This is a genomic window from Pantoea sp. X-Soil-ISGK-275 (genome assembly GCF_059730795.1).
The window spans coordinates 2,502,703-2,528,029 of record NZ_AP035976.1; the positions used below are offsets into that span (position 1 = coordinate 2,502,703).

At 52.2% G+C, this 25,327-nt stretch carries 22 protein-coding genes and 1 tRNA gene; 1 reads left to right on the forward strand and 22 read right to left on the reverse strand.

The features are described 5' to 3' along the window. Positions 1 to 41: 41 nt before the first annotated feature. Positions 42 to 129, forward strand: a tRNA-Ser gene (locus AC6I8A_RS11745). A 77-nt stretch (positions 130 to 206) separates the two neighbouring features. Here AC6I8A_RS11745 and AC6I8A_RS11750 read toward each other — a convergent pair. The 22 genes from AC6I8A_RS11750 to hcp all read right to left on the reverse strand — a co-directional run bounded on the left by AC6I8A_RS11750 (position 207) and on the right by hcp (position 25,323). Beyond that, positions 207 to 1,550, reverse strand: coding sequence for a VasL domain-containing protein (locus AC6I8A_RS11750; protein ID WP_497818536.1), 1,344 nt, complete (start codon positions 1,548 to 1,550; stop codon positions 207 to 209). Between the two features lie 36 nt (positions 1,551 to 1,586). After that, positions 1,587 to 2,027, reverse strand: a complete 441-nt coding sequence (gene tssE, locus AC6I8A_RS11755; protein WP_061718496.1) for a type VI secretion system baseplate subunit TssE — start codon at positions 2,025 to 2,027, stop codon at positions 1,587 to 1,589. A gap of 2 nt (positions 2,028 to 2,029) precedes the next feature. Next, positions 2,030 to 2,563: a type VI secretion system lipoprotein TssJ gene (gene tssJ / locus AC6I8A_RS11760; protein WP_265297685.1), complete on the reverse strand. Its 534-nt coding sequence runs from the start codon at positions 2,561 to 2,563 to the stop codon at positions 2,030 to 2,032. Further along, positions 2,538 to 3,635, reverse strand: a complete 1,098-nt coding sequence (tssG, locus tag AC6I8A_RS11765) for a type VI secretion system baseplate subunit TssG (RefSeq protein ID WP_497818537.1) — start codon at positions 3,633 to 3,635, stop codon at positions 2,538 to 2,540. Before tssG ends, tssJ begins: the two co-directional genes overlap by 26 nt. Beyond that, the gene (gene tssF, locus AC6I8A_RS11770) at positions 3,590 to 5,353 is read right to left on the reverse strand and encodes a type VI secretion system baseplate subunit TssF (protein WP_497818538.1); all 1,764 of its coding nucleotides are present in this window, start codon (positions 5,351 to 5,353) and stop codon (positions 3,590 to 3,592) included. Before tssF ends, tssG begins: the two co-directional genes overlap by 46 nt. A gap of 29 nt (positions 5,354 to 5,382) precedes the next feature. Next, positions 5,383 to 5,880: a DUF805 domain-containing protein gene (locus tag AC6I8A_RS11775; RefSeq protein ID WP_497818539.1), complete on the reverse strand. Its 498-nt coding sequence runs from the start codon at positions 5,878 to 5,880 to the stop codon at positions 5,383 to 5,385. A 41-nt stretch (positions 5,881 to 5,921) separates the two neighbouring features. Continuing rightward, positions 5,922 to 6,632: a YidX family protein gene (locus AC6I8A_RS11780; protein WP_293793352.1), complete on the reverse strand. Its 711-nt coding sequence runs from the start codon at positions 6,630 to 6,632 to the stop codon at positions 5,922 to 5,924. 17 nt (positions 6,633 to 6,649) lie between these two features. Further along, on the reverse strand, positions 6,650 to 8,233 hold the full coding sequence (tssA, locus tag AC6I8A_RS11785; RefSeq protein WP_497818952.1) for a type VI secretion system protein TssA: 1,584 nt from the start codon (positions 8,231 to 8,233) through the stop codon (positions 6,650 to 6,652). Further along, positions 8,230 to 11,619 carry an ImcF-related family protein gene (locus AC6I8A_RS11790; RefSeq protein ID WP_497818540.1) on the reverse strand — a complete coding sequence of 1,130 codons (3,390 nt, stop codon included), beginning with the start codon at positions 11,617 to 11,619 and terminating at the stop codon, positions 8,230 to 8,232. Before AC6I8A_RS11790 ends, tssA begins: the two co-directional genes overlap by 4 nt. Then, a complete protein-coding gene (locus AC6I8A_RS11795; RefSeq protein WP_497818541.1) occupies positions 11,606 to 12,766 on the reverse strand; it encodes a KPHS_23130 family T6SS system protein in 1,161 nt (386 codons plus the stop codon). The genes AC6I8A_RS11790 and AC6I8A_RS11795 overlap by 14 nt, the downstream gene beginning before the upstream one ends. A 3-nt stretch (positions 12,767 to 12,769) precedes the next feature. After that, entirely contained in the window at positions 12,770 to 13,036 is a 267-nt protein-coding gene (locus AC6I8A_RS11800) for a PAAR domain-containing protein (RefSeq protein WP_265297669.1), read from the reverse strand. 30 nt (positions 13,037 to 13,066) lie between these two features. Next, positions 13,067 to 13,822 (reverse strand): hypothetical protein, encoded by a 756-nt coding sequence (locus tag AC6I8A_RS11805; RefSeq protein WP_436331899.1) that lies wholly within the window; start codon positions 13,820 to 13,822, stop codon positions 13,067 to 13,069. 179 nt (positions 13,823 to 14,001) lie between these two features. Further along, complete coding sequence (locus AC6I8A_RS11810) at positions 14,002 to 14,748, reverse strand: hypothetical protein (protein ID WP_497818542.1); 747 nt, start codon at positions 14,746 to 14,748, stop codon at positions 14,002 to 14,004. Then, complete coding sequence (locus AC6I8A_RS11815; protein ID WP_497818543.1) at positions 14,745 to 16,619, reverse strand: lipase family protein; 1,875 nt, start codon at positions 16,617 to 16,619, stop codon at positions 14,745 to 14,747. The genes AC6I8A_RS11810 and AC6I8A_RS11815 overlap by 4 nt, the downstream gene beginning before the upstream one ends. Then, complete coding sequence (locus AC6I8A_RS11820) at positions 16,619 to 19,156, reverse strand: type VI secretion system Vgr family protein (protein ID WP_497818544.1); 2,538 nt, start codon at positions 19,154 to 19,156, stop codon at positions 16,619 to 16,621. Before AC6I8A_RS11820 ends, AC6I8A_RS11815 begins: the two co-directional genes overlap by 1 nt. Positions 19,157 to 19,315: 159 nt before the next feature. Beyond that, positions 19,316 to 19,768 (reverse strand): putative T6SS immunity periplasmic lipoprotein, encoded by a 453-nt coding sequence (locus AC6I8A_RS11825; RefSeq protein ID WP_497818545.1) that lies wholly within the window; start codon positions 19,766 to 19,768, stop codon positions 19,316 to 19,318. A gap of 90 nt (positions 19,769 to 19,858) precedes the next feature. Beyond that, the gene (locus AC6I8A_RS11830; RefSeq protein ID WP_497818546.1) at positions 19,859 to 20,308 is read right to left on the reverse strand and encodes a putative T6SS immunity periplasmic lipoprotein; all 450 of its coding nucleotides are present in this window, start codon (positions 20,306 to 20,308) and stop codon (positions 19,859 to 19,861) included. A 52-nt stretch (positions 20,309 to 20,360) separates the two neighbouring features. Continuing rightward, the gene (locus tag AC6I8A_RS11835) at positions 20,361 to 20,798 is read right to left on the reverse strand and encodes a putative T6SS immunity periplasmic lipoprotein (protein WP_367117912.1); all 438 of its coding nucleotides are present in this window, start codon (positions 20,796 to 20,798) and stop codon (positions 20,361 to 20,363) included. Continuing rightward, a complete protein-coding gene (locus AC6I8A_RS11840; protein WP_265297652.1) occupies positions 20,792 to 21,349 on the reverse strand; it encodes a type IV secretion protein Rhs in 558 nt (185 codons plus the stop codon). The genes AC6I8A_RS11835 and AC6I8A_RS11840 overlap by 7 nt, the downstream gene beginning before the upstream one ends. A gap of 85 nt (positions 21,350 to 21,434) precedes the next feature. Beyond that, complete coding sequence (yiaA, locus tag AC6I8A_RS11845; RefSeq protein WP_497818547.1) at positions 21,435 to 21,872, reverse strand: inner membrane protein YiaA; 438 nt, start codon at positions 21,870 to 21,872, stop codon at positions 21,435 to 21,437. A 32-nt stretch (positions 21,873 to 21,904) separates the two neighbouring features. Beyond that, the gene (tssH, locus tag AC6I8A_RS11850) at positions 21,905 to 24,499 is read right to left on the reverse strand and encodes a type VI secretion system ATPase TssH (protein ID WP_497818548.1); all 2,595 of its coding nucleotides are present in this window, start codon (positions 24,497 to 24,499) and stop codon (positions 21,905 to 21,907) included. Positions 24,500 to 24,831: 332 nt separating this feature from the next. Continuing rightward, positions 24,832 to 25,323, reverse strand: coding sequence for a type VI secretion system effector Hcp (gene hcp / locus AC6I8A_RS11855; protein ID WP_008105313.1), 492 nt, complete (start codon positions 25,321 to 25,323; stop codon positions 24,832 to 24,834). Between the last annotated feature and the right edge of the window lie 4 nt (positions 25,324 to 25,327).

Genomic DNA, 25,327 nt, shown 5'->3' on the forward strand with positions numbered 1-25,327 from the left:
AGTAGCGCCCCGTTGACCCAGCGCGGTTGACAAAAAAATGTGGTGAGGTGTCCGAGTGGCTGAAGGAGCACGCCTGGAAAGTGTGTATACGGCAACGTATCGGGGGTTCGAATCCCCCTCTCACCGCCATATTTTGAAAGAGAGTCTGAACTAACGTTCAGACTTTTTTTTGCCTGTTTTCTGTAGACCGCAGATTTTGCTTAATCCTATTCTCTTGCTGATGTGACTAACTCTTGATACCTGGCGATAAGCTGCTTCAAGTGCGTTTCCGCTTGTGCTAATTGATGGGGTTGAGCTTCACCACCTGATTGCTGCAACACCCGCAGCTCCTCTTCCAGTGGTACCGTCCCGTTGAACGCCTGCGTCATATCATAGACTGCCGTTTTCAGTTCGCTCACCGTCAGATACTTTCCGCGCTTCTCATCCAGTCCGTTCAGGCGCTGTGACAACATTTTGAGCTGCTCCATGCCCTGTTGCCATCCCTGCATCTTCTCAGCAGGCAGCGCTGCCGCTTTAAGTTGCTTGTGCCAGCGTGCACTCATCGTTTTAACCGCATCCGAATCAGGCAACAACAGATTGGCCTGCACCACCAGTGCATTACCGTGCTGCAAATTCCAGTCTGGCGATACGCCCAGCAGCCAGCTCAGTTGCTGCTGCGTTTGCTCCAGCCATGCTCCGTCGTTCAGCCATTCAGGTGGATTAGCCTGTAGTTTGGCAATCCTTTCCGGTGTAAGCGGCGCAGGGATTGGAGATATAGAAGTCAGCAATGCCTGCTGCAACGGTGATTCCTGCTCAGTATTTTGCTTAACGAAATAGCAAGCGGCGGTGATAAGCGACACGCTTAGTAGCGTAGCGCCCACACCACTGATAAACGCGCGACGGCGCAGGTGCCTCACATCCGGTGCGGGCGTACCGTGAGCCGGCACATACACCCAGCCGCTGGCTTCTGCATCCGCCAGCGCCAGCACGGGCTTCTCAAACGAAACCACTTCAGGCAGCGCTGAAACGGCGTCAGACGTTGAGATATCGCAGCGCTCCAGCATCACCACCGCATTGCGAATGCGGTCCAGTAGCGGATCAATCTGGCTAAGCTGACGCAGTTCAAGACGTTGCAGATGATCGCCGGCTTTGCCGAGCAAGCGCGCCGCCTGGCTGAGCGCCGTTAAGTCAGATTCGGTTATCGTTTGAGTACGCAGGAACTGCTGCAACCGACGGCTCAGTCCAGACAACAGTTCCATACGTGAATGCGTCGGCAGCGGCCATAGCGTCGACCATTCACGGGTGACCAATGCTACCAGCACCGCTAGGCCTTCGGCCATCCCTGCCGTTCCTGCCACGTGAGAGCGAGAAAGTGTATACCAAACTGCACTTTGCAATTCGACGCCGTTTTGTTCGAACAGCGTCAGACTGAGCGCAGAGACGTGCGGCCAATCCACATCCGGACGCGCCGGATGCGTGAGTTTCTGCATTTCCTGACGCAGCGCGGCATATTCCGCTAACGCACGCGGATCGCCACCGGTTTTGACATAGCGAGGTTGAGATGAAGTCATTGCTGTGTTCCAAAAAGCCCTAATCAGGCTAAAAAGTTAAACAGATGCCCTGGCATCAAGGTATTGCTGTTGCTTCATGTGGCGGATCATCACGCGCCCTTCCGGCATAAATTCGGTGCCGAAGCGCACCAATCCGCCCTCTTTGAGTTCGGCATCAATGGCATACCGCAGCTCGCCGGGCATGCTCTGTTCCAGTAACACCACATCAATGCGCTTCAGGCGTGGCTCATATTTCAGCAGCACGCCGGAAAGTGTGTGCATCAACTGGTGTGCGGTGCCGGGCATGCCTTGCAGGATACGCGTCATATCGGGCAGGCCGTAATCCGGCAAATGTGCCAAAGCCCCGGCACGGCTGTTGAGAATGCGCTGCATATTGTCCAGCACAGATAAAATGACCTGATTCTCTTCACTGACGGCGTCGAGTTCGAGGTCACCTTCAAAGTTGCCATATAGAATGTCATAGAGTGAAGGCGTCATGATTACTCCTTCTTCACGGCCAGCAAGGTCAACGTTCCGTCGCCCAGCTCAATAATGCGCGCCTTGTCGGGATCGAGGTCGTCGCGCGTCATCACCAGTCGCCATTTTTCATTCTGCTGGTCCGGCGACAGGAACATGCCCGCAATCGCCACAAACTGGGCGCTCTCTTCCATCGGCACATCGATACTCACTGACTCGCCGGGACGCACGCTCACCGATTTCTCCGCCACTAAATCGGCCTTAAGCGCCTGGCTGTCGGCAGCGAGCAGAGACGGATAATCGGAGGTATCAAACGCCTTACGGTCTTTAATTTGCCAGACGCGCACCACGGTGGTCAGTGCCGCGCCCTGCGCGTTGCGGTTAACACCTTCGCGTGCGACAAAGTCGAGATGCAGCGTTTTAATCTGCTTATAGAAAATGGCTTTGGTCATCGAAACAGTGCCGTCCGTCACTTTCTGCGTCAGCCCGCAGCCGCTGACGGCCAGCGCGAATATTATGGGGAGCAGGGTTTTACCAGCGGTAATCGCCTTCTTCATCGGTCTCAATCCTTGATGTGTTTAACCGGACTCGCTCATAGCGGCCGAGCTGAATAGTAATGACGTCTTTTATTTTTACACTCTGCTCCGCTAACTGCGGCAGCACGGCGGTGCGCCCCAGCTGCACAGCGCTGGCACTTTTGCAGCTTAGCTGCGCATCCGGCAGCAGCTGGCGCTCCACGCACAGCTCCAGCCGCGCATCTAGCTTCGCCCCGAGATAAACGTGCAGCATCGCCATAAAATCGCCGTGCAGTTGTCCGCCTGGCAGCCAGCCGCTCACTTCGTCGGGATTGCGCGTGAACAACCGTATCAGTACCTGACCGTTAACGTCGGTGGCGTGCGTGCCCATCACCGGCCGATTTTTCATGCTCACCGGCTGACGTACGCTCATCGCCAGTACGTTACGCTGCTCAATGCGTCGCGGCTCCCAGTGCATGACCTCCGCTCGCGTATCCGGTGCCAGCAGACTCACTAGCGAACTCACGCCCTCGCCGGTACGCCCCGGCAGCAGCATCACCGGTAGCAGCGCCAGAAACCGCGACACCGGCGTTGCCACATTTTCGGCGCACCCATTAATGCCCAGTCCGGCCAGCCCCAGCAGATACTGCGAGGTATTATCGCGGCCACCTTCTGCGAAGGTTGCCGGATAGGAATACTTGCGCCAGATGCGGTAGAACTGCGTGGTCAGACGGTGATTGAAGATGTCGAGGAAATCCTGCATCGCCTCGTGGCCATCGCGACGCTGGGCAATGTCATCGATATAACGCGTTGGCAGCGGCGATTCGGTGCCATATAACCCCATAAAATTGACGCGCACCGTCGGCGGCAAACCGGGACGGGCAGGATTTTCATAGCCGCGGATTTCGCCCGCCGGGAAGCCCATGCCCGGATGAGGACGGAAGCGCACCGGCTCATGGCGTACCTGCCAGCCGCTGCCGGGCACCGGTGCATCGGGTTCGCTCTGCTCAAGCAGCTGGCAGAAACGGTAAAAGTTCATGTACGGCAGCCGGTCACCTAGCTGCGTGATTAACCTGGCAGGCGCTGGCTGTGGTTCTCTTTCCACCGGATGCATTTTCCTTCTGGCCGGATGACAAGGGAGAGCTGGATGAACTGGTTCATGTCGGCGTAAAGCGACAGGAAGCGGTTGAGCATCTCGCCAAACAGGTTGATGTCGCCGTCACCGGTGAAACCGTTGCTGTCCAGCGTGATTTCCACCTCAAGACCACGCAGCAGATAACCGTTTTCAAAGCGCTGCAGGCGGTGATGCTGCACGTCAAGAATGGCGTCGAGCTTGCGGTTACACAGCTCGTCATCCTGCCAGTTGTAGAGCGCCAGCGTGCCGCGTAGCACTTCTGCACTGCTCATAATATTGATGAAGCCAGAGCCGAGATGGCTCAGCACGCGCCAGTGAAAGCGATCTTCTGCCGGTGGATAAGCGGGCAGCGTTGGACGACACAGGTTGCGCACCGTTACCGGTGTCTGTAATACCTGTTCGCAGCGATCCAGCAGCGTGCTCTGCAGCGCCCGGCGCGGTAGCTGACCGTTAGTACCGGTGATGCGCAGCGACAGCGTGTCTTTGGCCAGCTCCTGCCCCGCTTCCCATTGCTGGCCGCCGAGAATGAGCCAGGTATCGCGTAGCCCGCTAACTCCTTTGCGCACACGGGTATGGAAGTAGCGCTCAGGCGCCTGACGACGCATCATGCCGCCCTTGTGGCGGAAACTGGAGAACGGCACATAATCCGCGCTGCCGCCAATGCCCGAACCGTTAACCGCATCCACCGCATAGATTTCAGTATGGCCGTCCTGCAGTCGCTTCGGACGCAGCAGGTATTCGCTCTCCAGTCCGCTGATCGTTAACGGATCGGCCTCCAGCGTGAACAGGTTAATCACCGGCACGCAGTGCAGGCGCAGCGACTCGTCCGTCACCGGCAGATCACTCTGCCACTGCGCGCTGAACACCACCTCAATATCGAAATACGCAAGGCCCGGCGGCAGCGTGATATTCTCCAGCCCGTTGAGATGAACAAAGCGGAATTTCTCCGGGAAGGTGAAGTATTCGAGCAGCAGTTGATAGCCACTGAAAGCGCTATCGCCCTTGGGCCACAGCCGATCCTCCTCGCCAAATCCGCCGGGGCTGAACCAGCCGTCGAGCCGCGCACGCTCTCCCTGACCCGCGAGGCGGATGTACAACGCCGCCTGACGACGCGTCAGCATCTGGTGCAGCGCATTGCCAACCGGCACGTCTTCGCCCAGCCAGAAGCGCAGGCGGCTCAAATCGGTCTGATTCCAGTCGGCCTGACCGCTGCTGTTGATGCGGATACGCAGCAGCGACCGCCCGTCCGGCTCGGTTGCCATTGTCACGCCAGCGACTTCCAGCGGATTCAGCGTCAGCGCCTGCGTGGTGCGGTAGCGGCATACGGTATTTTTCGGGCCAACCGGACGCGAATAGACCTCCAGTCCTGCTGGCGCCACCTCCGCCATTTTCATTTTTGGCAGGTCTGGTGTCAGCGCCACCACCGACAGCGACGGAATGGTGCGCAAGTAGTGCGGCCACAGCATGCTGACCAGCCCTTCAGTCAGTTCCGGCAGATCGTCATCAATTTTCTGACGCAGGCGACCGACGGAAAAGGCAAAGCCCTCCAGCAGACGTTCAACAAAAGGGTCTGGCGCGCCAGCCCGGTCAAGGTTAAGCATCGCAGCGCGATCGGGATGCGTGGCGGCGAATTCTTTTGCGGCATCACGCAGGTAGCGCATTTCGGTATCGTAATAACGCAGGGTGAGATCTTTCATTACGTAGCTCTGATTTTATTTTTATTGCGTTAATGTGGAAGCGGTGATGGCTCTACTGAAGGTTTGCAGCACAGATATGTCAGGTAAAAAATAACGCTCAAATTCAATACCAGGCTTGCCCAAATCGATATAGAGAGTGCGATATCCCATGAAAAGCGATTTGCAATACTGTTGACCAGAACACCAAGGAATACAGGAATAATAAAAATATTGCTAAGTAGCAGGCTACTAAACCACCAGCCACTCCGACCAATATCATGCATTCTTCTTACTCCCAAAGACATATCAGGGATGATCAGAATGCATATAAATAACAGTTGAAGAGAAAAACCCATTGAAAGGAACAACAAGACATCAACTATGCCACTGCCGGTCAGAGTCAGCATTCCTGTTATTGCTAAATATAAATTCAAAGCTAATAAGTTTACCAGAATGAAAACCCAAAACTCTTTCCGACTTGCGCATCCTTTATGATTAAATATGCTTCGCCACCCACCGATGTAACATCTGATGATGCATCTAATCATCTCACCCTCTTATTAGATTGATGAATATCCCTATCCTATTACTACTTTGCAGTGAGTAGATATAGCGGAATAAAAACAACATCCCCAATTAACGTGACAGGTGTCAATGCAAGTTTTAAGGCTACCGAGCCACTGTCGAACTTATCGTAACGATATGATGAATAAAATCGCACCTGATAGCTTTCATCGAGTGATGTTGTCTGAGGGAAAGATGAACCTAACCTCATTTTATTGATAATGATGCCCTCAACGCTCACTGAACGCTGTAAATAACCGTCCACTGATGAAAACCGCTTATCCTCAAGCGCTTTCTTTTGTGATTGAGTTAATGCAGTTACAGGTTTTCGAGTTCTAACGCTCATTGTTTGTTGGAATTCTGCATTAGTGTTCTTACTGTAGTAGCCTTTGAGATTCATATCGATAAATTTATCATCATTGTTCATTCTTAATGGCACTTTCTTCATCAAATCGTTCAATGCCAATAATTCATTAACGTTAACCGTCACAAAATAGATATTGTCGTCCCCAACGAATCCTACGCCTTCATCTGGAAGTCTGATAATGTCTTTTCCAGTGCCATTATCTCCTTCAGTCAGATGTACATTTTTATACTCAAACATCCCGCTAATTCGATCAGAGAAATTCATTTCTCGCACAGTTGTTGAGCGGGTGTCACTTAAGCTCCATAAGTAATAAGTACAGCCTGTTAATGAAAAAACCATCATTACAATAATCGAGCGTAAAATCAGCATAATAAATCCCTTTTGTTTTAACCCAGTAACACCACAGCGCGTGCCGCATCGATATGAACCAGCCCAGCTAACAGTTGTTCCATTTCCGGCTGCACTCGCGCTTTATCCGCTTCACTACGCCCGGCGCGAGTGCGTAGGAGTTTTAACCGCCTCGATTTCACTTCAAACAGCAGCGACGGTTCCCACCGGCCGAGCGTCATGATATCTGCGCTGTTATCCAGCCCGCTAAGCAGGTGCAGCGCCATTTCCTGACGGCCAAATTGCTCAGCGACGCGCGCCATCAGCAGACGCAGCAGCCACTGCTGTCGCGGTAAAGCAGTTCCTGGCCGATGCTGCAACCATGTCAGCGCCGTTTCGATACCTTCGCGATCGGCCAGCTCTACGGCTTCGCTTTCCAGTTGCAGGATGTCATCCTCATTGCTGGCACCAGCTGACGCTGCCGCACCCTCGCCCCAGCCGGGTTCGGTATTCATCACCTGCTGCTGTATCCAGCCGAGCGTCACCTCATCGGCAAACGGCGTACCGTCGCTGAACGCCAGCGTTTCCAGCCCGCTCAGGCGCGACAACAGTCCTTTAAGATCGTCCTGCACGATGGCGGCAAGCGTGGTGTTGCCGGCGCGCGTCAGCGCCTGATGGATGTACCACTGCAGGTCAAGCCAGAAATGGTTACCACCACGCGAAAACAGGCTGTCGGCCTGCTCGGTCAGTTCCTGCCAGCTCTGCTGCAGCCAAAGACGTTTAAGCTGAGCGCGCTGGTCTGCCTTAGGCGGTTCGATACGGCTTTTGCCGTCGCCGGAAAGCGGCGGCAGTTGCAGCAGCGTATCGTGGCGCAGGGATTTCATTAGACGGTGCGCAGCAAGCCAGCCGCCGGGTTGATCACGCAGGTATTTCGACAGCGTGCGCGCCTGATCCAGCAACTCTCGCCCGGAGGCAATCGCCCCCATCTGTGGCGCAGCCGGACCGCTGGTTTGATGCTTATCCCCTTCACCCGCGGCCTGTGGCACCACCGCATCGGGACCACCCGCTTTGAGCAGACGATTTTCCAGTGCTGCATACAAACTGCCCAGACCGGCACCGCCGTGCTCCAGGCTCGCGTCTTCAATCAGCAGCAACGCGCCTGCGGTTCGCAACGCATCCTGCTTAGTGACTTCAGGATAGAGTGAAAGCGTGTCGAGCATGCGCGAACCGGCGGGCCAGCGCAGCGCCGCTTCACGGCTGCGCGCGCGTTGTGGATGCAGGCTGCTGCCAAACTGCGTCAGCAGCCCGGCCATTAATGACAAGCCATCAGCCAGCCCGGCTTCGCCATCAAGCTGCAGGCGTGCCCAGCTGTACCAGGCCGCCACGCGGATGTCTTTGGTAGTGGTGGTGAGCAGATTTTCCGCCAGTTCGCAGATAAGTATGGTGTCCGCCCCGGAAAGGCGGTTCACCTCCTCCTGAATCTGCTGAAAACCGTCATGATAGGTCGGGTCCTCACCGGCGGGATAGTCCGCCGATACCGGCTGCAGCCAGTTATTCCACAGTACGATTTGCTGTTTTGCCTGGGCGCGAAGCGTCTCAGCGTCTTCACCACAGGCGCTGATAAGAGATTTAAGCGGCATTATTCGTCCTCCGTGACGTTAAGGTCTTCCGGCGCGACAGTTGTGGCGCGCTGAAGAAATATGTCTGATGGCAGCGTGAAATTGCGCAGCCGCAGTAGCGCCAGCGGGCCATCACCGGCTTCGGTGCGCAGAATGTAATTCAGCGTGCGGCCGTCGGGCGCAGCCCAGCTCAATTGCCAACTGCTGCTAATACCCGGATTGGCGGTGACCTGCGCTTTGTCCAGCAAACGAATCAAGCCCCAGCCCCCCGGCATGTCGCCATACAGGCGGGTGCCTGCCTCGGTGCTGACCCAGCTCAGCGTTGCGCCCGGCGCTTCGGTATCCGCCGGCCAGGTGAAACGCTTCCAGGCCGGCATCTGGTTCACATATTCCAGCTTCTGGCTGTCGATGGTCAGCGTCGTCTGCGATACGCCTGCCGCCGTGCCGGGACGCAGCTCAAAGTGCAGTCCCGCTTCACCGGTGGTGAACACCACGTCGGAAATCTGGCTAAGTTGGTTAATCGCTTTGAGGAATGCCGGGTTGAAGGTCAGCCCCTGCGCGTTGATGCTGTCCGGCACCCAGCGTGTGCCTTCGCGGTGCAGCACGCCGTTAAGTCGCGTTTGCAGGAAGCGGGTGATGCGGCCGGTATCGCTGTTGAGATACTTCGCCAGTAGCGGCAGAGAAACTTCGCTGCTGACGTTTTTGAACGGATAGCGACCGCCAAAGGCACTGTTCCACTCGCTCACTACCGCCTGTTGCCACTGGGCGTTGAGACTTTCAGCCGCCGGACTTAATACCTGCTGCCAGGCCTGCTCCATCGGCCGCACAAATACCGTCTGCCCGAAGCCGCTCCACTCCTGTCCCAGACCAGCAGCAATCAGACTGCCGTAGTCGCGGGTTTCAGTCAGATCGACAGTTTTGCCCTGGAACACCGTCTGCGCCAGCGTCTGCGTCATCGCCTGCGGATCGGCAGCGTTGGTGACCTGCTGCAGACGCAGGCGCACCTGTGTGACGCGGGTCAGGAAGGTACGCAGATTCATTGACGACGTGCTGCCCTGCGCGTCGGTCAGCGACAGCAGCGGACCGAAGGTCGCATCCAGCGGACCGCTCGGCCCGGCATCCTGGTCAATCGCCGGTCGCTTCTCTTTGCTGAACAGGTTCTGCGCCGACTTCACCAGCGAGTCGGCCAGCGCCCCGCCGGTCTGGCCGGTACGCCCCTGCACGTTCAGCGTGTTCATCAACGCCACCAGCGGCGACTGACGCACGTCGGCCATCAGCGTCAGCTGGTCAATGGCATCCGACAGCGTCGGCGCGGGCTGCAGGCGCAGACTATTAAGAAAGTTCAGCCAGGCTGCGCTGTAGTCGGCAAAGTAGCGACTGGTAAGCTGTGCTTCCAGTGCATCAGGCGAGGAGGATTTCCCGGTCGTCGGCGGATTATCGCCCAGCACCCAGTCCATCTCCTCGCGGCGGGCATTGGCCACTTTATCAATCGCGGGTTTCACGCCGTCGTCCCACGCCTGGCGGGTGAACATGCCTGGCACTACTTCATCGGTGCTGAACAGCTGCGCCGCATCGGTATCGCCGGTCATGTCAGTTAATCGCATATCGGCGTAGTTGCGCGACATCTGCGCCAGCACCTGCTGATAAAGGCGTGATTCGCTGTTGCTGACGCCGAGCTGACGAACCAGCAGCGCGCGCACCTGGCCGGTCAGCTCCGGGTCAGCCTTCAGCTTCCATTCAGGATGCGCAACCAGACCAGCGCCGTAAAACACCATCATTCCTGGAGCTGCGCCCTGCCAGTAGCCAGTACTGACATCCGTGCGCTGCGCCCAGTCCTGCATCAGCGCCTGGCTGAACCATGCTGCATCCATACGCTCTGGGCGCGCCAGCATCAGCCATAGCTTGAGCTGGGCGTAAGCCGGTTTGGCGAGCGTGTCACGCAGCGGGCTGTCTGGCGGCAGATTGGCGACCGTCTGCAGCTCCTTACGCAGATGCGCGGCTGCCGCATCGCGCAGTAACGGTAGCGCCGCCTGCGCGTAACGCGGCCAGAGCGCCGCCAGCAGCGCGTCGTTTTGATTCAGTCCAAGACGGCTGTACCACGGCGCACCGTGCTCCGCACGATGTTGCAGGCGCTGCATGGTTTTCTGCAGATCAGAAAGCGCCACCAGGCGCTGCTGCAGCGGTTGTCCAGTATCGGCCGCCTGCATCGCCTGCGTGTGGGAGTTGCTGATAACGCTGCTGTTGGTGGTGAATGACATCAGCAGACCCGCGCCCCAGGCAATCACCGCCAGGCACGCCACGGATGCCAGTAGCCGCAACCAGGAAAAGCCGCGACGCTGCGGACGCAGGTGCGCCGGCAGCGAAGTGAAGGAAGACGGCAGCGCATCCCAGCGGTTATCGCGGCCCCAGTGATTGGGCACCGCACGTTCTGCACCTTCAGAGGGCGGGCTGAATACCAGCCCCGCCAGCGGTAGCGGTCGATACGGATTCTGCAGTGGTGTAATAAGCGCGTTGAGTGTTTCAGGCTCACGCGTCAGCTGGTCTGCCAGGCTCAACAGGAAACGATGCTGCGGCGAACCAGCCGCCTGCTGAATGCCCTGGGTGGTGAGCTGCGCTGCCAACTCCGCCAGCAACTTGTCTATTTTGCCTGTGGTAAGCGTCTGAACGCCCACCGCCTGAGTTATGCGGCCCTGCTGCTTTTCGGCGCGCGGATGCAGCGACCAGACATAAAGCGGCAACCGCCAGCCCAGCTTCTCATAGCGTGCCGATAACGCGTGGGCGGTGGCATCCATCGCGGCGGCAGAAGGTAATGCTGTGGCAGGTACGCCTGAAGTGTCGGCAAGATGATCAACGGCGGAGGTAACCCAGATCATCGCATCAGCCGGACGACGACGCAGACGTTTTAGGGCGGTCAGCCAACTTTCATCTGGTGAGGATGCAGGATCGCCGCCCCACAGTAATAATGTGCCGCGATCTTCCTGCCAGAGCTGAGCCGTAAGACCTGGAGTCAGTTGCTCCACTTCAGCGGCAGTACCGGTTATCAGCAGGATGCGTGTTTTACGTCCCCAGGGCCGACCGTAGAGGTTACGCATGGCGTTACGGATGGTATCAACGGTGACATTGTGGGGCGGAGTCTGCCTGACGCGGCCTTCATCAGCGGGTAGCACATTTTTACGTTTTGCCTGTAACCGTGACCACTGTAATTTCATTGCGAGGCCGATTGTTTTGCCATGAAAAACGATCAGAAGCAGGAGCAGCGCTACAGCAATTCCTAACAGCTTTGGTCCAATGCTGTAAAGCCCGATCGTCCCGCCCTTTGTCCAGATGACCAGCGCTATTGCCGCAGCAATCAACACAGTAAGGCTAAGGCGACCCCAGTTGCCACGCCACACTGAACTATCCTTCGCCATTCATCATATTTCCTATAGTTACGGTATTTATAAAACGTTTCTCACTATCCCTTGAAAGCATCAGGCAGTTCTCTTTCGTCAGCGCAGCAATATCGCCGGCGACAGCTGCCAGAATCCAAGGTGAAAAAGGGCCACTAAGTCCAGCGTACTTTTCCAGCCAGTGGCATTGCTCTGGCCTCCAGGAGCCTTCATATTTGTTGGCGCAGGCCAAGAGAGTAGAAAAGTCATCGCCCCACTTCATGCTGTCACCCACAATTGCAGCCGTAGTGATCGCCTGTGACTGAATGGAAAAAAAGGTATCGAGTTCTGCCTTCAATGTTATGCCCTTATCAAGCGACATAGGCCGAAGCAAGCGCGCATGATGGCTAAGCCTGTATTTTGTAGCCACATCATCAGAGGTCAGTAGGAGGGCTGCCAGCGCGTCACTGTATTTATCCCTGCCCTGAGTCTGATGAACCAGAATCAGATCCACATCCAGGGTCGGCGATTTAAGCCGCTCTTCGAGAGAGAGAAAAGACTTTGATTTCAAAATATTCACCACAGGAACCGGGCGAACAGAAGACATATTTTTCTGCCAGGCTTCAGAGCAGTTTTTCCGCAGCAATAGATCTTCACTATGTGAATCAGTTAACAGTGTGACATTAAGGGGTAAATCAGTTGGAAGTTTTTCTAACGCATCGCGAACGCTGCAAATTAATAAAGAAAGCCCATTTGTATTTTCCTGAAAATTGATGCGAATGGCTTGCTTAATAAATTGCTCGACATCCGGAAATGCCTGAAGCAGAGTTCCCGATGTCAGGTAGCGGGGGAGAATGGCACCGTGGTGCAACACTGCGATATGACGGTTCGCCCACGTAGACCATTGTTGCTGGGCATAATTGGCTTCATCTAATTCAAATTGATACTTATCAAGAACATTATTATAACGCCAACCGCGTATACAAATGAGGACAAACCAGACAAATAAAGGACCTGCAGTAACTAACCACAGATTATACTTTTGGATTTCCCCTAACATCTGGTTAGCATGAAGCACAAATAACAGCACTCCAGTGACTAGAGCAGCAACACCAACAATAAGCCACATGATAAGTGAAGGTTCTTTGGGTAAACCTGCAACATTAGATTTCTGACGTTCCCAGCCCATCACTTATCCTATTGCGCAATCCGGCGCACTGGAAATAACCTGGCAACCACATTCACAAAGGCAGCCGTCCACAACAATCGCTTTGCCATCAGATAACCACTCCGTAGAGCCTTCAATAATCTGATTAGTACCGTGACCCTTTACCGGACAACTTATGTCATCTCCAATGAGAGCTACTTTTTTACCATTGACGATCATGGTTGATGATGCCGATATAACCTGACCTCCATGTGTTGTTTTATCGCCGAGCAAAACAAATCCCTTAGACATATATCTCCTTATCATAAAATTTACAGTTTATTACTTAGCGAGCTTTAGTTTCACAAAATCATATTTTGTTTTTTCTGAATTAGGAAAGTGATGGTCTACGATTTTTTCACCATTTGGATAGATGAGAGTAAAACCCTCTCCTTTTTTTGCAGGAGGAATAGCCGTCACAAGCATATCTGGATGGAAAGTAGGCTTAAAAACAATGCTATTCGCATCATAAACACGGTAAGTCAACATTGGTTGACCTTTTATAGTTAGTGTTAATGTATCTTCAGCAGAGTTCTTCCTAATTAGAGGGAAGTAGTTTTTTTCAATTTCTACGGCACCATAGACATTGTCATAATTTCCATCCCCTCGAGGAGGTGCATTTTTATCAAAAACAAAAACAATATCTGCTGGTATATTATTCTTAACACTTCCGCCAAAATTTTTCATGTTATGATATTGAAAATCAAATTTTATATTGCTCAACTTCCATTCACACCTACCTCCACCATCTATGGCAATACTACTACTTACCCTGTAGCTTCCCGTTTCTTTATAAAAAGGAACAGTCAAAAGGTGATAACCTGCCCGGGTCGTTATCCCCCCCGAAGAAGTGAATATTTTATCTCTGCATTTTTCAGAGCGGTAAATGATATCCATTGGTAAAATATCTACATCTACTGGTTTAACTACCGATATTTTAATCGTCTTACCATTTGTTGGTGGGGATAGTTCCTCGCCTCGCGAACAGCCGCTCAGGATTAAGAGCGGCATCAGGCATAGTATGTTTAATATTTTCATTACTCATATTCCTTACTTTCGCACGGAAACGTTCCAGGGCAGCTCTTCCATCAGGCATTTGCTCTGTTACTCTCAGGTGTCCCACGACTAAGCCGTGCAACGTACAAAACAGCCGGTTAATTTATTTTTAGAATAATGTAATGGAACGAGTGGCGGGTGATTTTTCGACATTTATAAATTTAATTCATTAAATTTATTTTCTTAAAATTAATCGGGTCAGGTCCATTGGCATTGGTCGTTTGAGTTCCATCAGGATAAGTCGTAATCGAGTCCTCACCAAATTTCTCTGGCCCTAAAACATTAATAATCTTTTTAGAATGAACCTTGGGTTTGAAAACAATAAGTTCAGAATTACTAACTCTGTAAGTTAACATATCTTCATTTATTAACCTGAGGATTTTAGCATGGTCTATCATGCGGTCATTTCTGATGAGTGGGTAATAATCATCTTTTATTTCAACGTTGCCAGACACGTTCATGTAGTGCCCATCTCCCCGAGGGGGTGGATTATTATCAAAAACAAAAACGATGTCATTGGAAATATTACTTTTAATATCAACCCCAAACTTCTTCACATCACTAAATTTAAACTGAAATCGTATATTACTGAGTTTCCATTCACACCTACCACCACCATTAACGAAGACATTGCCACTCACTAAATCATCAACGAACTGTTGTTTAAAAGGGACTGTCAGTAGGCGATAACCAGCACGGTTAGTTATTGAACCTGCAGAGGTGAAAACTTTATCTCTGCATTTTTCTGAGCGGTAAATAGCATCCATCGGTAAAATATCCACGTCGGCAGGTTTAACTACCGATACTTTTACAGTCTTACCTCCAAATGGAGGAGATAAATCTTCGCTAAACACACAACCGCTTAGTAATAATAATGATGGTAAGAGTAATACATTTATCATATTCATTCGTTTAATTCCTTTTTTGTCTTGCCGAAACGATCCAGAATAGCATCTGACTCTGGCATCCGCTCTGTTACTCTGATGGTTTCTGCTACTAAACCCTGTAATGCAGAGAACATCCGATTTCTTTCCTTTTCATCATCAGGAATACCAGAATCTGACATCTGTTTCTCAAATGCGATCCTGCTTTCTTTTCGTTTCAGAGTGATATCATAAGACACCAACTCCACCAGTTGATTGTTAATATATGGCAGATAGGCTGAAGACATAGAGTGATTTCTAGGGTCGGTAAGTATAGAATCCAGATCCGGATTGGTATTTTTAGGGAAAAACTTCTTCATACTTTCAATATTTAATGATCGAATAAATTGCAAGTTGTGATTTCTTGCCGAAATACTTTTATCTTCAGCCAGCGAAGGAATTAAATAATATTTTGTTTTTTTAGGTAATCTATACTTTATTCTGCGACATCTGGGAGCACTCATAGAGCCTTCGCATTGCAGGCTTTCCACCACCTGTGTGGTGTAATAGAACAGCACAATATCACCATGATGCCAAAAGCTGTCGCCGACGGTTACACCAGAGATTTTCTGCGAAAGCAACTCAGCTACAGACCATGTAAAACCCAACATGGTGCCAACTGGGCCATAAATCTCATAAAACCAGTTATACAGGTTCACATCCATCGGAACGCTAGTAATGCTATCTGAGTCATTAACGTGTCGGTAGTGAGTAACTTCCGAAAGCTGTAAGGTGGCATCAGCAGTGAAAACCCTCGGCATTCCATAGGTGTATAATAGTGGTTTTGTCGATTTTAACTCAGCAGCATGAATTAATGCTAATGCTCCACCTAAACTATGTCCGCAAAGAAAGTGCTCTTTATCATCAATTAAAGAATCTAATTCTTCAAAATTTGCCTTGCCCTTATTTTTAGCATATTCAAAAGCATCTAAAAATCCTTTGTGGATTTTACCCATCGGGGCAAGATAGGACGGGCACTTTTGTGGGCTAAATGTGATGTCAGTTAACCAGTCTCTCAACTCTTGAGTACCACGCCAAGCTACAACGACATGTTCATCATTTGAGACATAAAATAACTGAGTATCATGCTGAATGATATTCCCGGCAGTGGTAACGAAGCGTGGGTTGATGTATCGCTGACTGAAGGGGACGTCTTTAACCACGGCATAATAGTCGTTTTTATCACTTAATTTTGGGGCCGTGGATAGATCAATATATGCCTGTTTGAAATACTGAATGATCTTTTCTTCTGTTGAATAAGAAAGATCGGCCATTATCCCTAGATTATAAGCATTAACTATCGAGTAATCTGTTTGATGGTGCAGTATCAGTGACCAGGCCCGGAATGGACACACTTCAAAAACGTAACGACAGTTTAGCTTTTTTATCGTTTGACCGGAAAAGCGCAAATCTGGAAAGTGATATTTCGGTGGGTTCTCTTTATCTTTCCATTCCGGCATCATATCAGGAAGGCTATCGCATAGATGACCTATTTTTAGATAACGATATTCGTATCCTTCCACAACCGCTTTGGGTTTTACGGTTGAATCATCCTCAGCACGTCCAAAGGGACGCAATGCCCTTTTTTCCATCTCGTCTGCAAGCGACTTTGCTTCAATATGTAAAATCAGCTCTAGCGGATGTAAACCCTCGATTCGAATGATGCCACTGACGTCGCTTTTACCGATATATGAAGCGCACTGACTACGTGTAGCGGCATTTTCGGCCACATACGGCATATTAGGGATGGGTTCTTCACGTTCATCCAGAAGCTGAATCTCAACCCAGTATTTTTTTTGTTTACCTGTCCAGGCATCTGGATATTTGCATTCCAGAGACGTAGTTGCTGTGCTCATTATTTTTCTTCCTTGATATCGGTCATTTCTTCATCCGGGAACTCAATTTTCAATGCTGATGGCATAGCTGTGAATATCCGCATTGTTTTTCCATGTTCATCAGAAACGCCTTCATACACCTCACCTTCTCCGGTGATGACCCTGTAAAATGTAAAGGGTTGGATTTCACCACTTTCTGAATCTTTTAATGTAAAACCTTCACCGTATCCTTTAGGGAAGGTATGTTGTGGAGAGTCTAGCGTGGCTGGTCCCATTTTCTGCGCATTGGCGCATTTCAGAAGAATATTTCCAGGCGCACCCATCTCAATATTGCCACCTCTGAGTTTTATATAGGCTCCGCCACAAGTGATAGTCAGTTCCTGACCAGCGCTTACAGTGACTTTCCCTTCGGCGCTGCTTATCGTGATGTCTTGTTGTGCTGCTGCGTTAAGCTCGCCTTCCTGAGCCTGGATATCCAATTTCCCTGCGCCAGCAATCAACTGCATTCCCTCTCCCTGCGCAAACACGCTGACAGTTTTAGTAGCCGCTAGCGTGATTGACTCTCCAGCACTGATGTCCGTATTTTTCCCCGACATCAGACCAACGCTTGCTCCACCTGAAGCCATACGTACTGATTTGGGGCTGACAATTCCAATGCCTTCAGGAGCATGAGCCAAAATCCCTGCTTGCTTCAAATCTTCCAGCGCATTATTAAGTTCTTCATGAGAATCTGAGTCACCTTGGGTTGCTTCAGCTTTTTGAGCAATTTCGTTTAAGCTTTTTGCTAGCGATAGCGCGTTTTTAAGTTGCCGTATTGCCTCTTCCATATCCATCATGCGCCCTTGTGCACTTTGTTGTGCATCAGCCGAGATGAATACACCTTTGCCACCGCGAACGGCAACCCAGTCATCTGTTCGCAATTCCGCGCCTTCTCCCCGGAGCAGCCTGTCATCGTCGACGTTGTGGCCTAAATTAAGCTGCGTCTTGCCACCGTACTCCGTGCTGAGCTTGACGTGCTCTTCGCCGCGCTTGTCCTCCATCCGAAGCTTGTTCAGCCCAGCGGTGCGAATGACGTTGCGGGTGCTGTTTTTCTCTGTGACGTGATCGACATGTCGCGAGTCGTGCAACGCGTGAGCAATGTAGGGCTGGTCAGGATCGCCTTCACGGAAGGCAATCGCCACCTCCGTTCCCTGTATCAGCGGGAAGTGGAAACCATACATATCACCGCCATAAGGTTTGGCGAGGCGCACCGGCATGCTTTCCTGACCGCGATCTTTGCTCTCTTCATCCGCATCAAATACCACGCGGTACAAACCGGAGGCATCCTGCCAGGCGTAGATATCATTGTCTTTTGCGCTGGTGACACGCGCTGTCATGGTGCCGCTGACTTTTGGCCGTGGTAACAACCTTGGACGCCAGCACAACGTTTCGCTGTAAGGCACACCGTTGAGGTTAATCTGTAACGCCGACTTACGGCTGGCACTGAGGTGGATGCGGGTGACGACGACCGGACTCTGAAGCTGTTCCGGCAGCGTTGGCAAAACACCATCAATAATGGTCAGCACCTTGCCTGGAGCCAGCGATGCGTCATTGCTGATGCCAGTAATCAGCGTCTGACCGCACAAAAAACGTTCGTGATCGAGGCGCGCGTAATAGTTCGCAGTCTCCGGCGCGGGCACATATTTATCGCCTCCGTCCGGATGGCGCGGACGGTAGTGATAGACCTGCCCGTAGTTGATCTCATCGCCATCGCCGCGCGACATGTCTGCCTGGACCGAACGTAAAATACGTTGCGCCTCGCGATGGTTGTAATCTTTCGCGACTACCCCCGCTTCTACCACTTTGTGGGTGATATTCAGTCCCCAGATCGATTCCTGCCCGTTGTCCTCCAGGCCGGAAGGACTGTTAAGAGGCAACGGTTTGCCCTGAATAAGCGCAGACTGTGCATCACCAAACCGGACGACTTCAGTCTGGGTGTCTGGCTGGAGCGTGAACATGTAAAAGATGCCGACTTCCGACAGCAAGCGGCGAATAAACTGAAGGTCGCTTTCCTGATACTGATTGATTTGCTCGCGTTTGGGATATTCATGCTTCAGGCTGAATTCATATTCCCAGCCCTGAAAACCGTGTTCATCCAGTATCTGGCTTACTACTTCCGGAACCGATTTATTCACAAAGAAACGGTGGGAGCGATATTGCTTATCCAGCAATGCAAGGCGTGGCTCAATAACTATTAGATAAGTCACCTGATCGGCCGAACCCGTCAGACGGTGAAAATCAGTGATGTAACCATGCACCATCTTCTGTCCCGACAGCACCATCAACTCACCCGTGCCCATGGTCAGCGTTGCTGGTTTACGCAACATCTGTGCGGCCGTGATGTCTTTATCCGGGCTGGTGAACAGCACATCGTAGTGATAGTTCTCACTCAATGCTTCTGTGCCGTTAAAGTTCTCGACGTCAATACTGGACGAGCATGAGAGGATAGAAAGCTTGTAACGGTTCAACGTCCCGTTTATTAACGAGGATGCACCTTGCAGTAAATCAGTTATGTTCATGTCATTCACTCCTTGATGACAGCCGGCCACAACGTCTCTATCACTGGTGGGGACGTTGAAGACTTTCTCTAGGCTTTATTAGCGTTTTTTTGACAGCGGCTGGATAGATTGTCGTGGATGCTATTACGAGACCGCATTTCACGAATAGTTAACTTTGATTTAGAAATTATTCCCGAGGTAATGCGTAATTTCATTTTCCTGCAGTGGGATGTTTTTAACCTGCTGCCCATTAATTTGGATGGCATTTGAAAACACCCTCGAATCTTGATGCTTTTTAATCGGCTTCAAACTGAATCTCACGACATATTCTCCATCACTAAACCTGTCAATTACTGACTTGCAAAGACAGATAAACCGCCCGTCCTTTAAGTTAGTATTATTGGACATTAAAGATTGTCTATCATCTTCATGCCCCCTTCTGAATATACTCATGGATTTTAGCGTGTAGTCGCTGGCTCCTTGCACTTCAAAGCATGCTGCATTTTCTCTTTGAGTGATATTCGCCGTTTCTGAAAACGTCACCTTATCGCCAAGGCAGCTAGTGAGAAAGACGGAACTCATTATCAGAGTGAAGGAAAACCCTGTTTTATAAAACAGATGACATTTCATCATGATTATCTTAGCGTCATATTTAGTATTTGCCTTACCATTAAAACACTTATCTTGGTGGTTATTTTAGGCGCCAGCTACACACCGATTAAATTATTGATAGCTTCGCGCCATTTCAATATTATGTAACTGAAAGCTACCCACGTTTCCATTAACCACTTTAACAGCAACGACAAAGCTTCTAATCGAATCAAAACCCCCGCCGTTTTTAAGAATAAATTTAACTATATATTCTTTTCCTTCAACAGGCGAAAACTCATCCGGGGAAAGACATAGCATGCCATTTGAGATTTCAACGTCCCTGACAATCCTGTTTTTTTGCTCTGTTCGCGGAGTATATCTCAGATTAACTGACAGATAAGTTGGGATATATCCTTCTGCATTTTTTATGGGAAAGCAAACCTCATTTCCTTTATGTACTGCTTTCGTTGTTTCATCGCACCATCCTCTGTCCCCCGAGCCCGGACATCCGCTAAGAAATACAGAACTTATGATCAAAGTAGAAATGACTATATTTCTATTATAAAAACCACGATCAATCATTTTAACTCACTGAGCGATAAAATTCTTAATCCTTAGATAACTCAAAAACAGATCATTCAGAAATAAAAGAGGGAAGATAATCGGAGTTATATAACTTTAAATTTAAAACCCTCCCATCTATAACCATTATGGATGCGACTTTTCTAAAGGCAGGGAGTTTCGTTGAGGTTGAAAGCAAAGTGTAATGAATGGTATATGCAGTATTTTCTACCATAGGCCACTGTGATGATGAAAGACAACGCTTAGTATTCACTGCTAACAACTCACTTCCCGCGTACGTTTTCCTTAATCCTGAACCATCCTTGTTTTTTATAGAAATGATGCTCAAATAATACGAATCATTTTGGGGAGTGCTAATACAAAGCATATCCTTAACCAGAATAATATTTGTATCACGCTTAAACCCAACCTGTTCTTCTCCCAAAGTACATCCGATCAGAAATAAGCATGTGAGTAAGCTAATAAAATAGTTTTGTAAATGCTTCACCATGGAAACCCTCTAAGAGCTACTTTATATGCTGCACTGGCTTCAGTCTCACTCATAGCCTTGATTAATTTAACGTAATTATACATTCTAAATTGATTCCAGCGGTCAAATCCCCATTCGGAGAGAATGTAGTTATCAGCAATAATCTGAGCTTGCTGTTCCATCGGGTATTCACTCAATAACCGACCATCAAGGTCATAGGTGTAATCAGCCATAAAACTGACCACTCCCCGGCAGATGACACACATGCCTCTTTCACGTTGCCAGACATGACTGAGTTCATGAATAAATACATGCATGTCAGCGATATCACTCTGTAATAGGTCAGAGAAATCAGCCCTGTATAGCGCGGTTCTGTAATATATTTCACCATTTGGTGTCATGGCGACGCGCTCATGCTGTAGGCCAAAAGGCAAATAACTGTCATGATGGATCCAGACCTTGCCGTAAGAGATCTTCTCGCCAAACACCTTTTTGGCAAGTTGTATTTCACCTGCGGTCATCAAGCGCAGGCTCCCCTCTTTAATAGCCGCTTTTCTAGCTTTATCTGTCATGCTTACTCACCCAAAATCATTACACCGCCCTCTTGGCGTCAACGTTCTCCCGCCACAGCGACGGCAGCGGGAGAGTTCGGAAATATCAGGCCTGAGGTTCGTGCGGCGTTTCATCAGCGCTGTCAGACACGCTGTGCATGCTGTCACGGGTGTTTTTCTGTACCGCTACAGCACCGAATAACGCCATGAAAAATGACACGCCGTAAAAGCCTTTTTCGCTCGGCATCAGCGTTGCATTCCACAGCCCAGCAACCAGCAACACCACGGCAATAGTGAAGGCCAATAGGCAAACCATGTGATAAAGGTGTGTAGTCGGAATACCTTCCAAACGGTCGCGTACGGTTTTTTGCAGCGAAACCGCCGCGAACAGTCCGAGGATCAGCACCGCGAAGTAATAGCCTTTTTCATTCAGCTCCATCTCCGCGCGCCACAGGCCCGCCAGATAAACCAGCGTGCAGCCAAGCATGGCAATCCAGGAAATCGCGATAAAGGCAGGTGAAACGGGGATATTTTGAGTTTTCATACACACTCCTTGTTATTAAAAACGTCACGTGTTCAGAAGATAAAGCTCACTTCACCCTCTTCATTGGTATCCAGCGTCAGGCTATTGCCTAAGGTGCCGCTGGCGCGGTGCTGCAAAATCATCTGGCTCAGCACCGGCAGAATCTGCTGATTGAGCAGGCTGTCGACGTTGCGCGCGCCGGTGTCCGGCAGCAGGCAGGCGTTGGTGAGCATCTCGTGCAGACCTTCGCCAATGCTGGTGCGGATGCCGTAATGACGCTGCAGACGTTTGCTGACCTGGCTGAGCTTCATTTCCACGATGATGCGCATCGCGTCGCGCGCCAGCGGGCGGTAAATCACCGTCTGGAAGCGCGCCAGCAGCGCGGGCTGGAAGTGGTCGCGCAGGATCGGGCGCAGGCACTCCTGCAGTTCGGATTCGCTCGCGTCCGGGGTTTCGTCCAGCAGCTGCATCAGCGCGTCGCTGCCGAGATTCGAGGTCATCAGGATCACGGTGTTACGGAAGTCGATTTCGCGCCCTTCGCCGTCGCGCATAAATCCACGGTCAATCACCTGATAAAACAGGTTAATCACGTCGCGGTGCGCCTTTTCCACCTCGTCGAGCAGCACCACGCTGTACGGGCGCTTGCGCACCGCTTCGGTGAGGATGCCGCCCTGGCCGTAGCCGACGTAGCCCGGCGGCGAGCCTTTGAGCTGGGAAACGGTGTGCGCTTCCTGATATTCGCTGAGGTTGATGGTAATCCGCGACTTATCGCCGCCGTACAGCAAATCCGCCAGCGCCAGCGCGGTTTCGGTTTTGCCGGTGCCGCTGGTGCCGACCAGCAGGAACACGCCCTGCGGGCCATTTTCCGAGGTGAGTCCGGTTTTCGAGGCGCGCAGGCGCTGGGCGATGGCGTTAAGCGCCGCGTCCTGCCCGACCACGCGGGTGGCGAGCTGGTTTTCCAGCGTCAGAAGTTCGGCCTGCTCGTCCTTCATCAGCGACGACAGCGGCACGCCGGTCCAGTCGGCAATCACGCCCGCCACGATGCGCGCGTCCACGTCGGCGGTGAGCAGAGGCTCGCCGGGCTGCAGCGCGTCGAGGTCAGTCTGGAGCTGTGCGATGGCGCTGCGCTGGCTGGCATCTTTGCGATCTTCCAGCATCTGTTGCATCAGCGACTGCACGATGCCGTAGCGCTGCTCCAGCGCCTCCAGCTCTTCATCGGTTACCGCAATCAGGCCGGCGATTTCGGCCAGTCGTTCCTGCGAGATAGCGCCACCTAGCGCCTCATCATCAAGGATGGCGCGCTGCTCAATGTTCAACGCGTCCAGCTTCGCTCTTAAACGGGTAATCGCTTCCGGCGTGGTGTCCTGGCTCATGCGCACGCGCGCGGCCGCGGTGTCGAGCAGGTCAACCGCCTTGTCCGGCAACTGGCGGCCGGTAAGGTAGCGGCGCGACAGCGTGACGGCGGCGCGCACCGCCGCGTCGGTGATGTGCACGCCGTGATGCTCCGCGTAGCGTGATTTCAGGCCGCGCAGCATCAGGCAGGCGGTGTCGTCGTCCGGCTCGTCGACCTTCACCATCTGGAAGCGGCGCTCCAGCGCGGCGTCTTTCTCAAAATACTGTTTGTATTCGCTCCACGTGGTCGCCGCGATGGTGCGCAGTTCGCCGCGCGCCAGCGCCGGCTTCAGCAAGTTGGCCGCATCCGCGCCGCCCGCTACGTTGCCCGCGCCGATGATAGTGTGCGCCTCGTCGATAAACAGCAGCACCGGATGCGGCGCGTTCTGCACCTCGGTGATGATGTTCTTCAGGCGCTGCTCGAACTCGCCCTTCACGCCCGCGCCCGCCTGCAGCATACCGAGGTCGAGCGTGCGCACGCTCACCGGCTTGAGGCTGTCCGGCACGTTGCCTTCGGCGATACGCAGCGCCAGCCCTTCGACCAGCGCGGTTTTGCCGACGCCCGGCTCGCCGACCAGAATCGGGTTGTTCTTGCGGCGGCGCGACAGGATATCGACCATCTGGCGGATTTCGTTGTCGCGGCCAAACACCGGGTCGATTTTTCCGCTACGCGCGTCACTAGTGACGTCGCGGGTGAAACGAGTTAGAGCTTCGGTTGATGCAGCTTCGCCTGCGGGAGCTTTCTCGATAGTGCTGATCGGCATCTCCGGCGGCTCCGCTTCCGCACGCTCGTCGGACTGTGCTTCGAGCATCGGCTGTAAACGCCCCAACTGGCTCATGCGCAAACTCAGCAGCGGCCACAGACCTTCGCACTGCGCAAGTTTTGGCTGCTCAGACAGCGCCATAAGCAGGTGGATACTGCGAATTTGCGGGGAATTATCAGATGCTGACGCCATCAGCCACGCCTGTTTTAACAGCGCTTCTAATGAAGAGGAAAGCTGCGGACGTACTCGCACTGCGCGCGGCTGGCGGTCGAGAAACGCCAGCAAATCCTGCCAGATAGCATCCATATCCCACTCGTAGCGGCGCGCAATTACGGTGATATCGCACTCGCCCTGCTCCAGTAGCTTGAGCAGCCAGTGTTCCGGCTGGATTTCAGCGTGGGCACGGGTCTGGCACAGCGACGCGGCGGCTTCCAGCGCCTGCGCGCAGAACGGGTTGAGGCGACGCAGTAAAGCGGCTGACTGACTGTCCATAGCAAAATCTCCTGATTGTGGGCACGCTACCGCCCGTCGCCGTATACCGAAGCGCATAAGGCAGGTAGGTTGAAAGGTGGAAAATGACTTGTGATTTCACCCAACGAGGATGGAATCACTAGGCATCTGCCGTGGTGTGTTTTCGGTCACCATAAATGGCGACCCTACGAAAAGCGTGCCGGACTGAAAGAACAGCCCGGCTGGCGATTACGCTAAATATTTCGTGTCGCAGGAAGGCGGCAAGCGAGTGCAGCCCCGGGAGCTTACATAAGTAAGTGACCGGGGTGCGCAAGCGCAGCCAACGCACCTGCGGCGCGAAATATGACGCGTAATCAGGCTGTGGCGCGTTCGTTCCAGGAATCGGAATGAATGATGTTGCCGTCTTTATATGTCCAGGTGATTTTTTCGTAGCGCAGCTCGATCTGCTCCAGATGGTTGTGCTTCTCTTTGGACGGATCTTTGACGTCGTGCATGACTGGGTTGACCTTCACCACCTTCACGTTCTCCAGTTTGGTGTTGAAGTACTCCACTTCCTGGCCGGCGTCGCTGATGCGATACCACTTGAACTCGGCAGACTTCAGCGTCTGGCCGGTGGTGACCGCCTTGTAGAGGTACGGGCTGGACGAGTCGATCTCCTTGGTGAACAGGAACGGCGTGTGAATGCGTGTGCCGGTCAGCTTGCCGGTGTTGTTGTCGGTCGGGATGTACAGGTTGTGTTCCTGCGCCACCACTTCGATGCTGCCTTCACGGTCCTGCACGTCCACCGAGCCCTTGATGTCCGCACCGCCGTCGTCCTTCAGCCACAGATAAACCGGAATTGCCATGTTG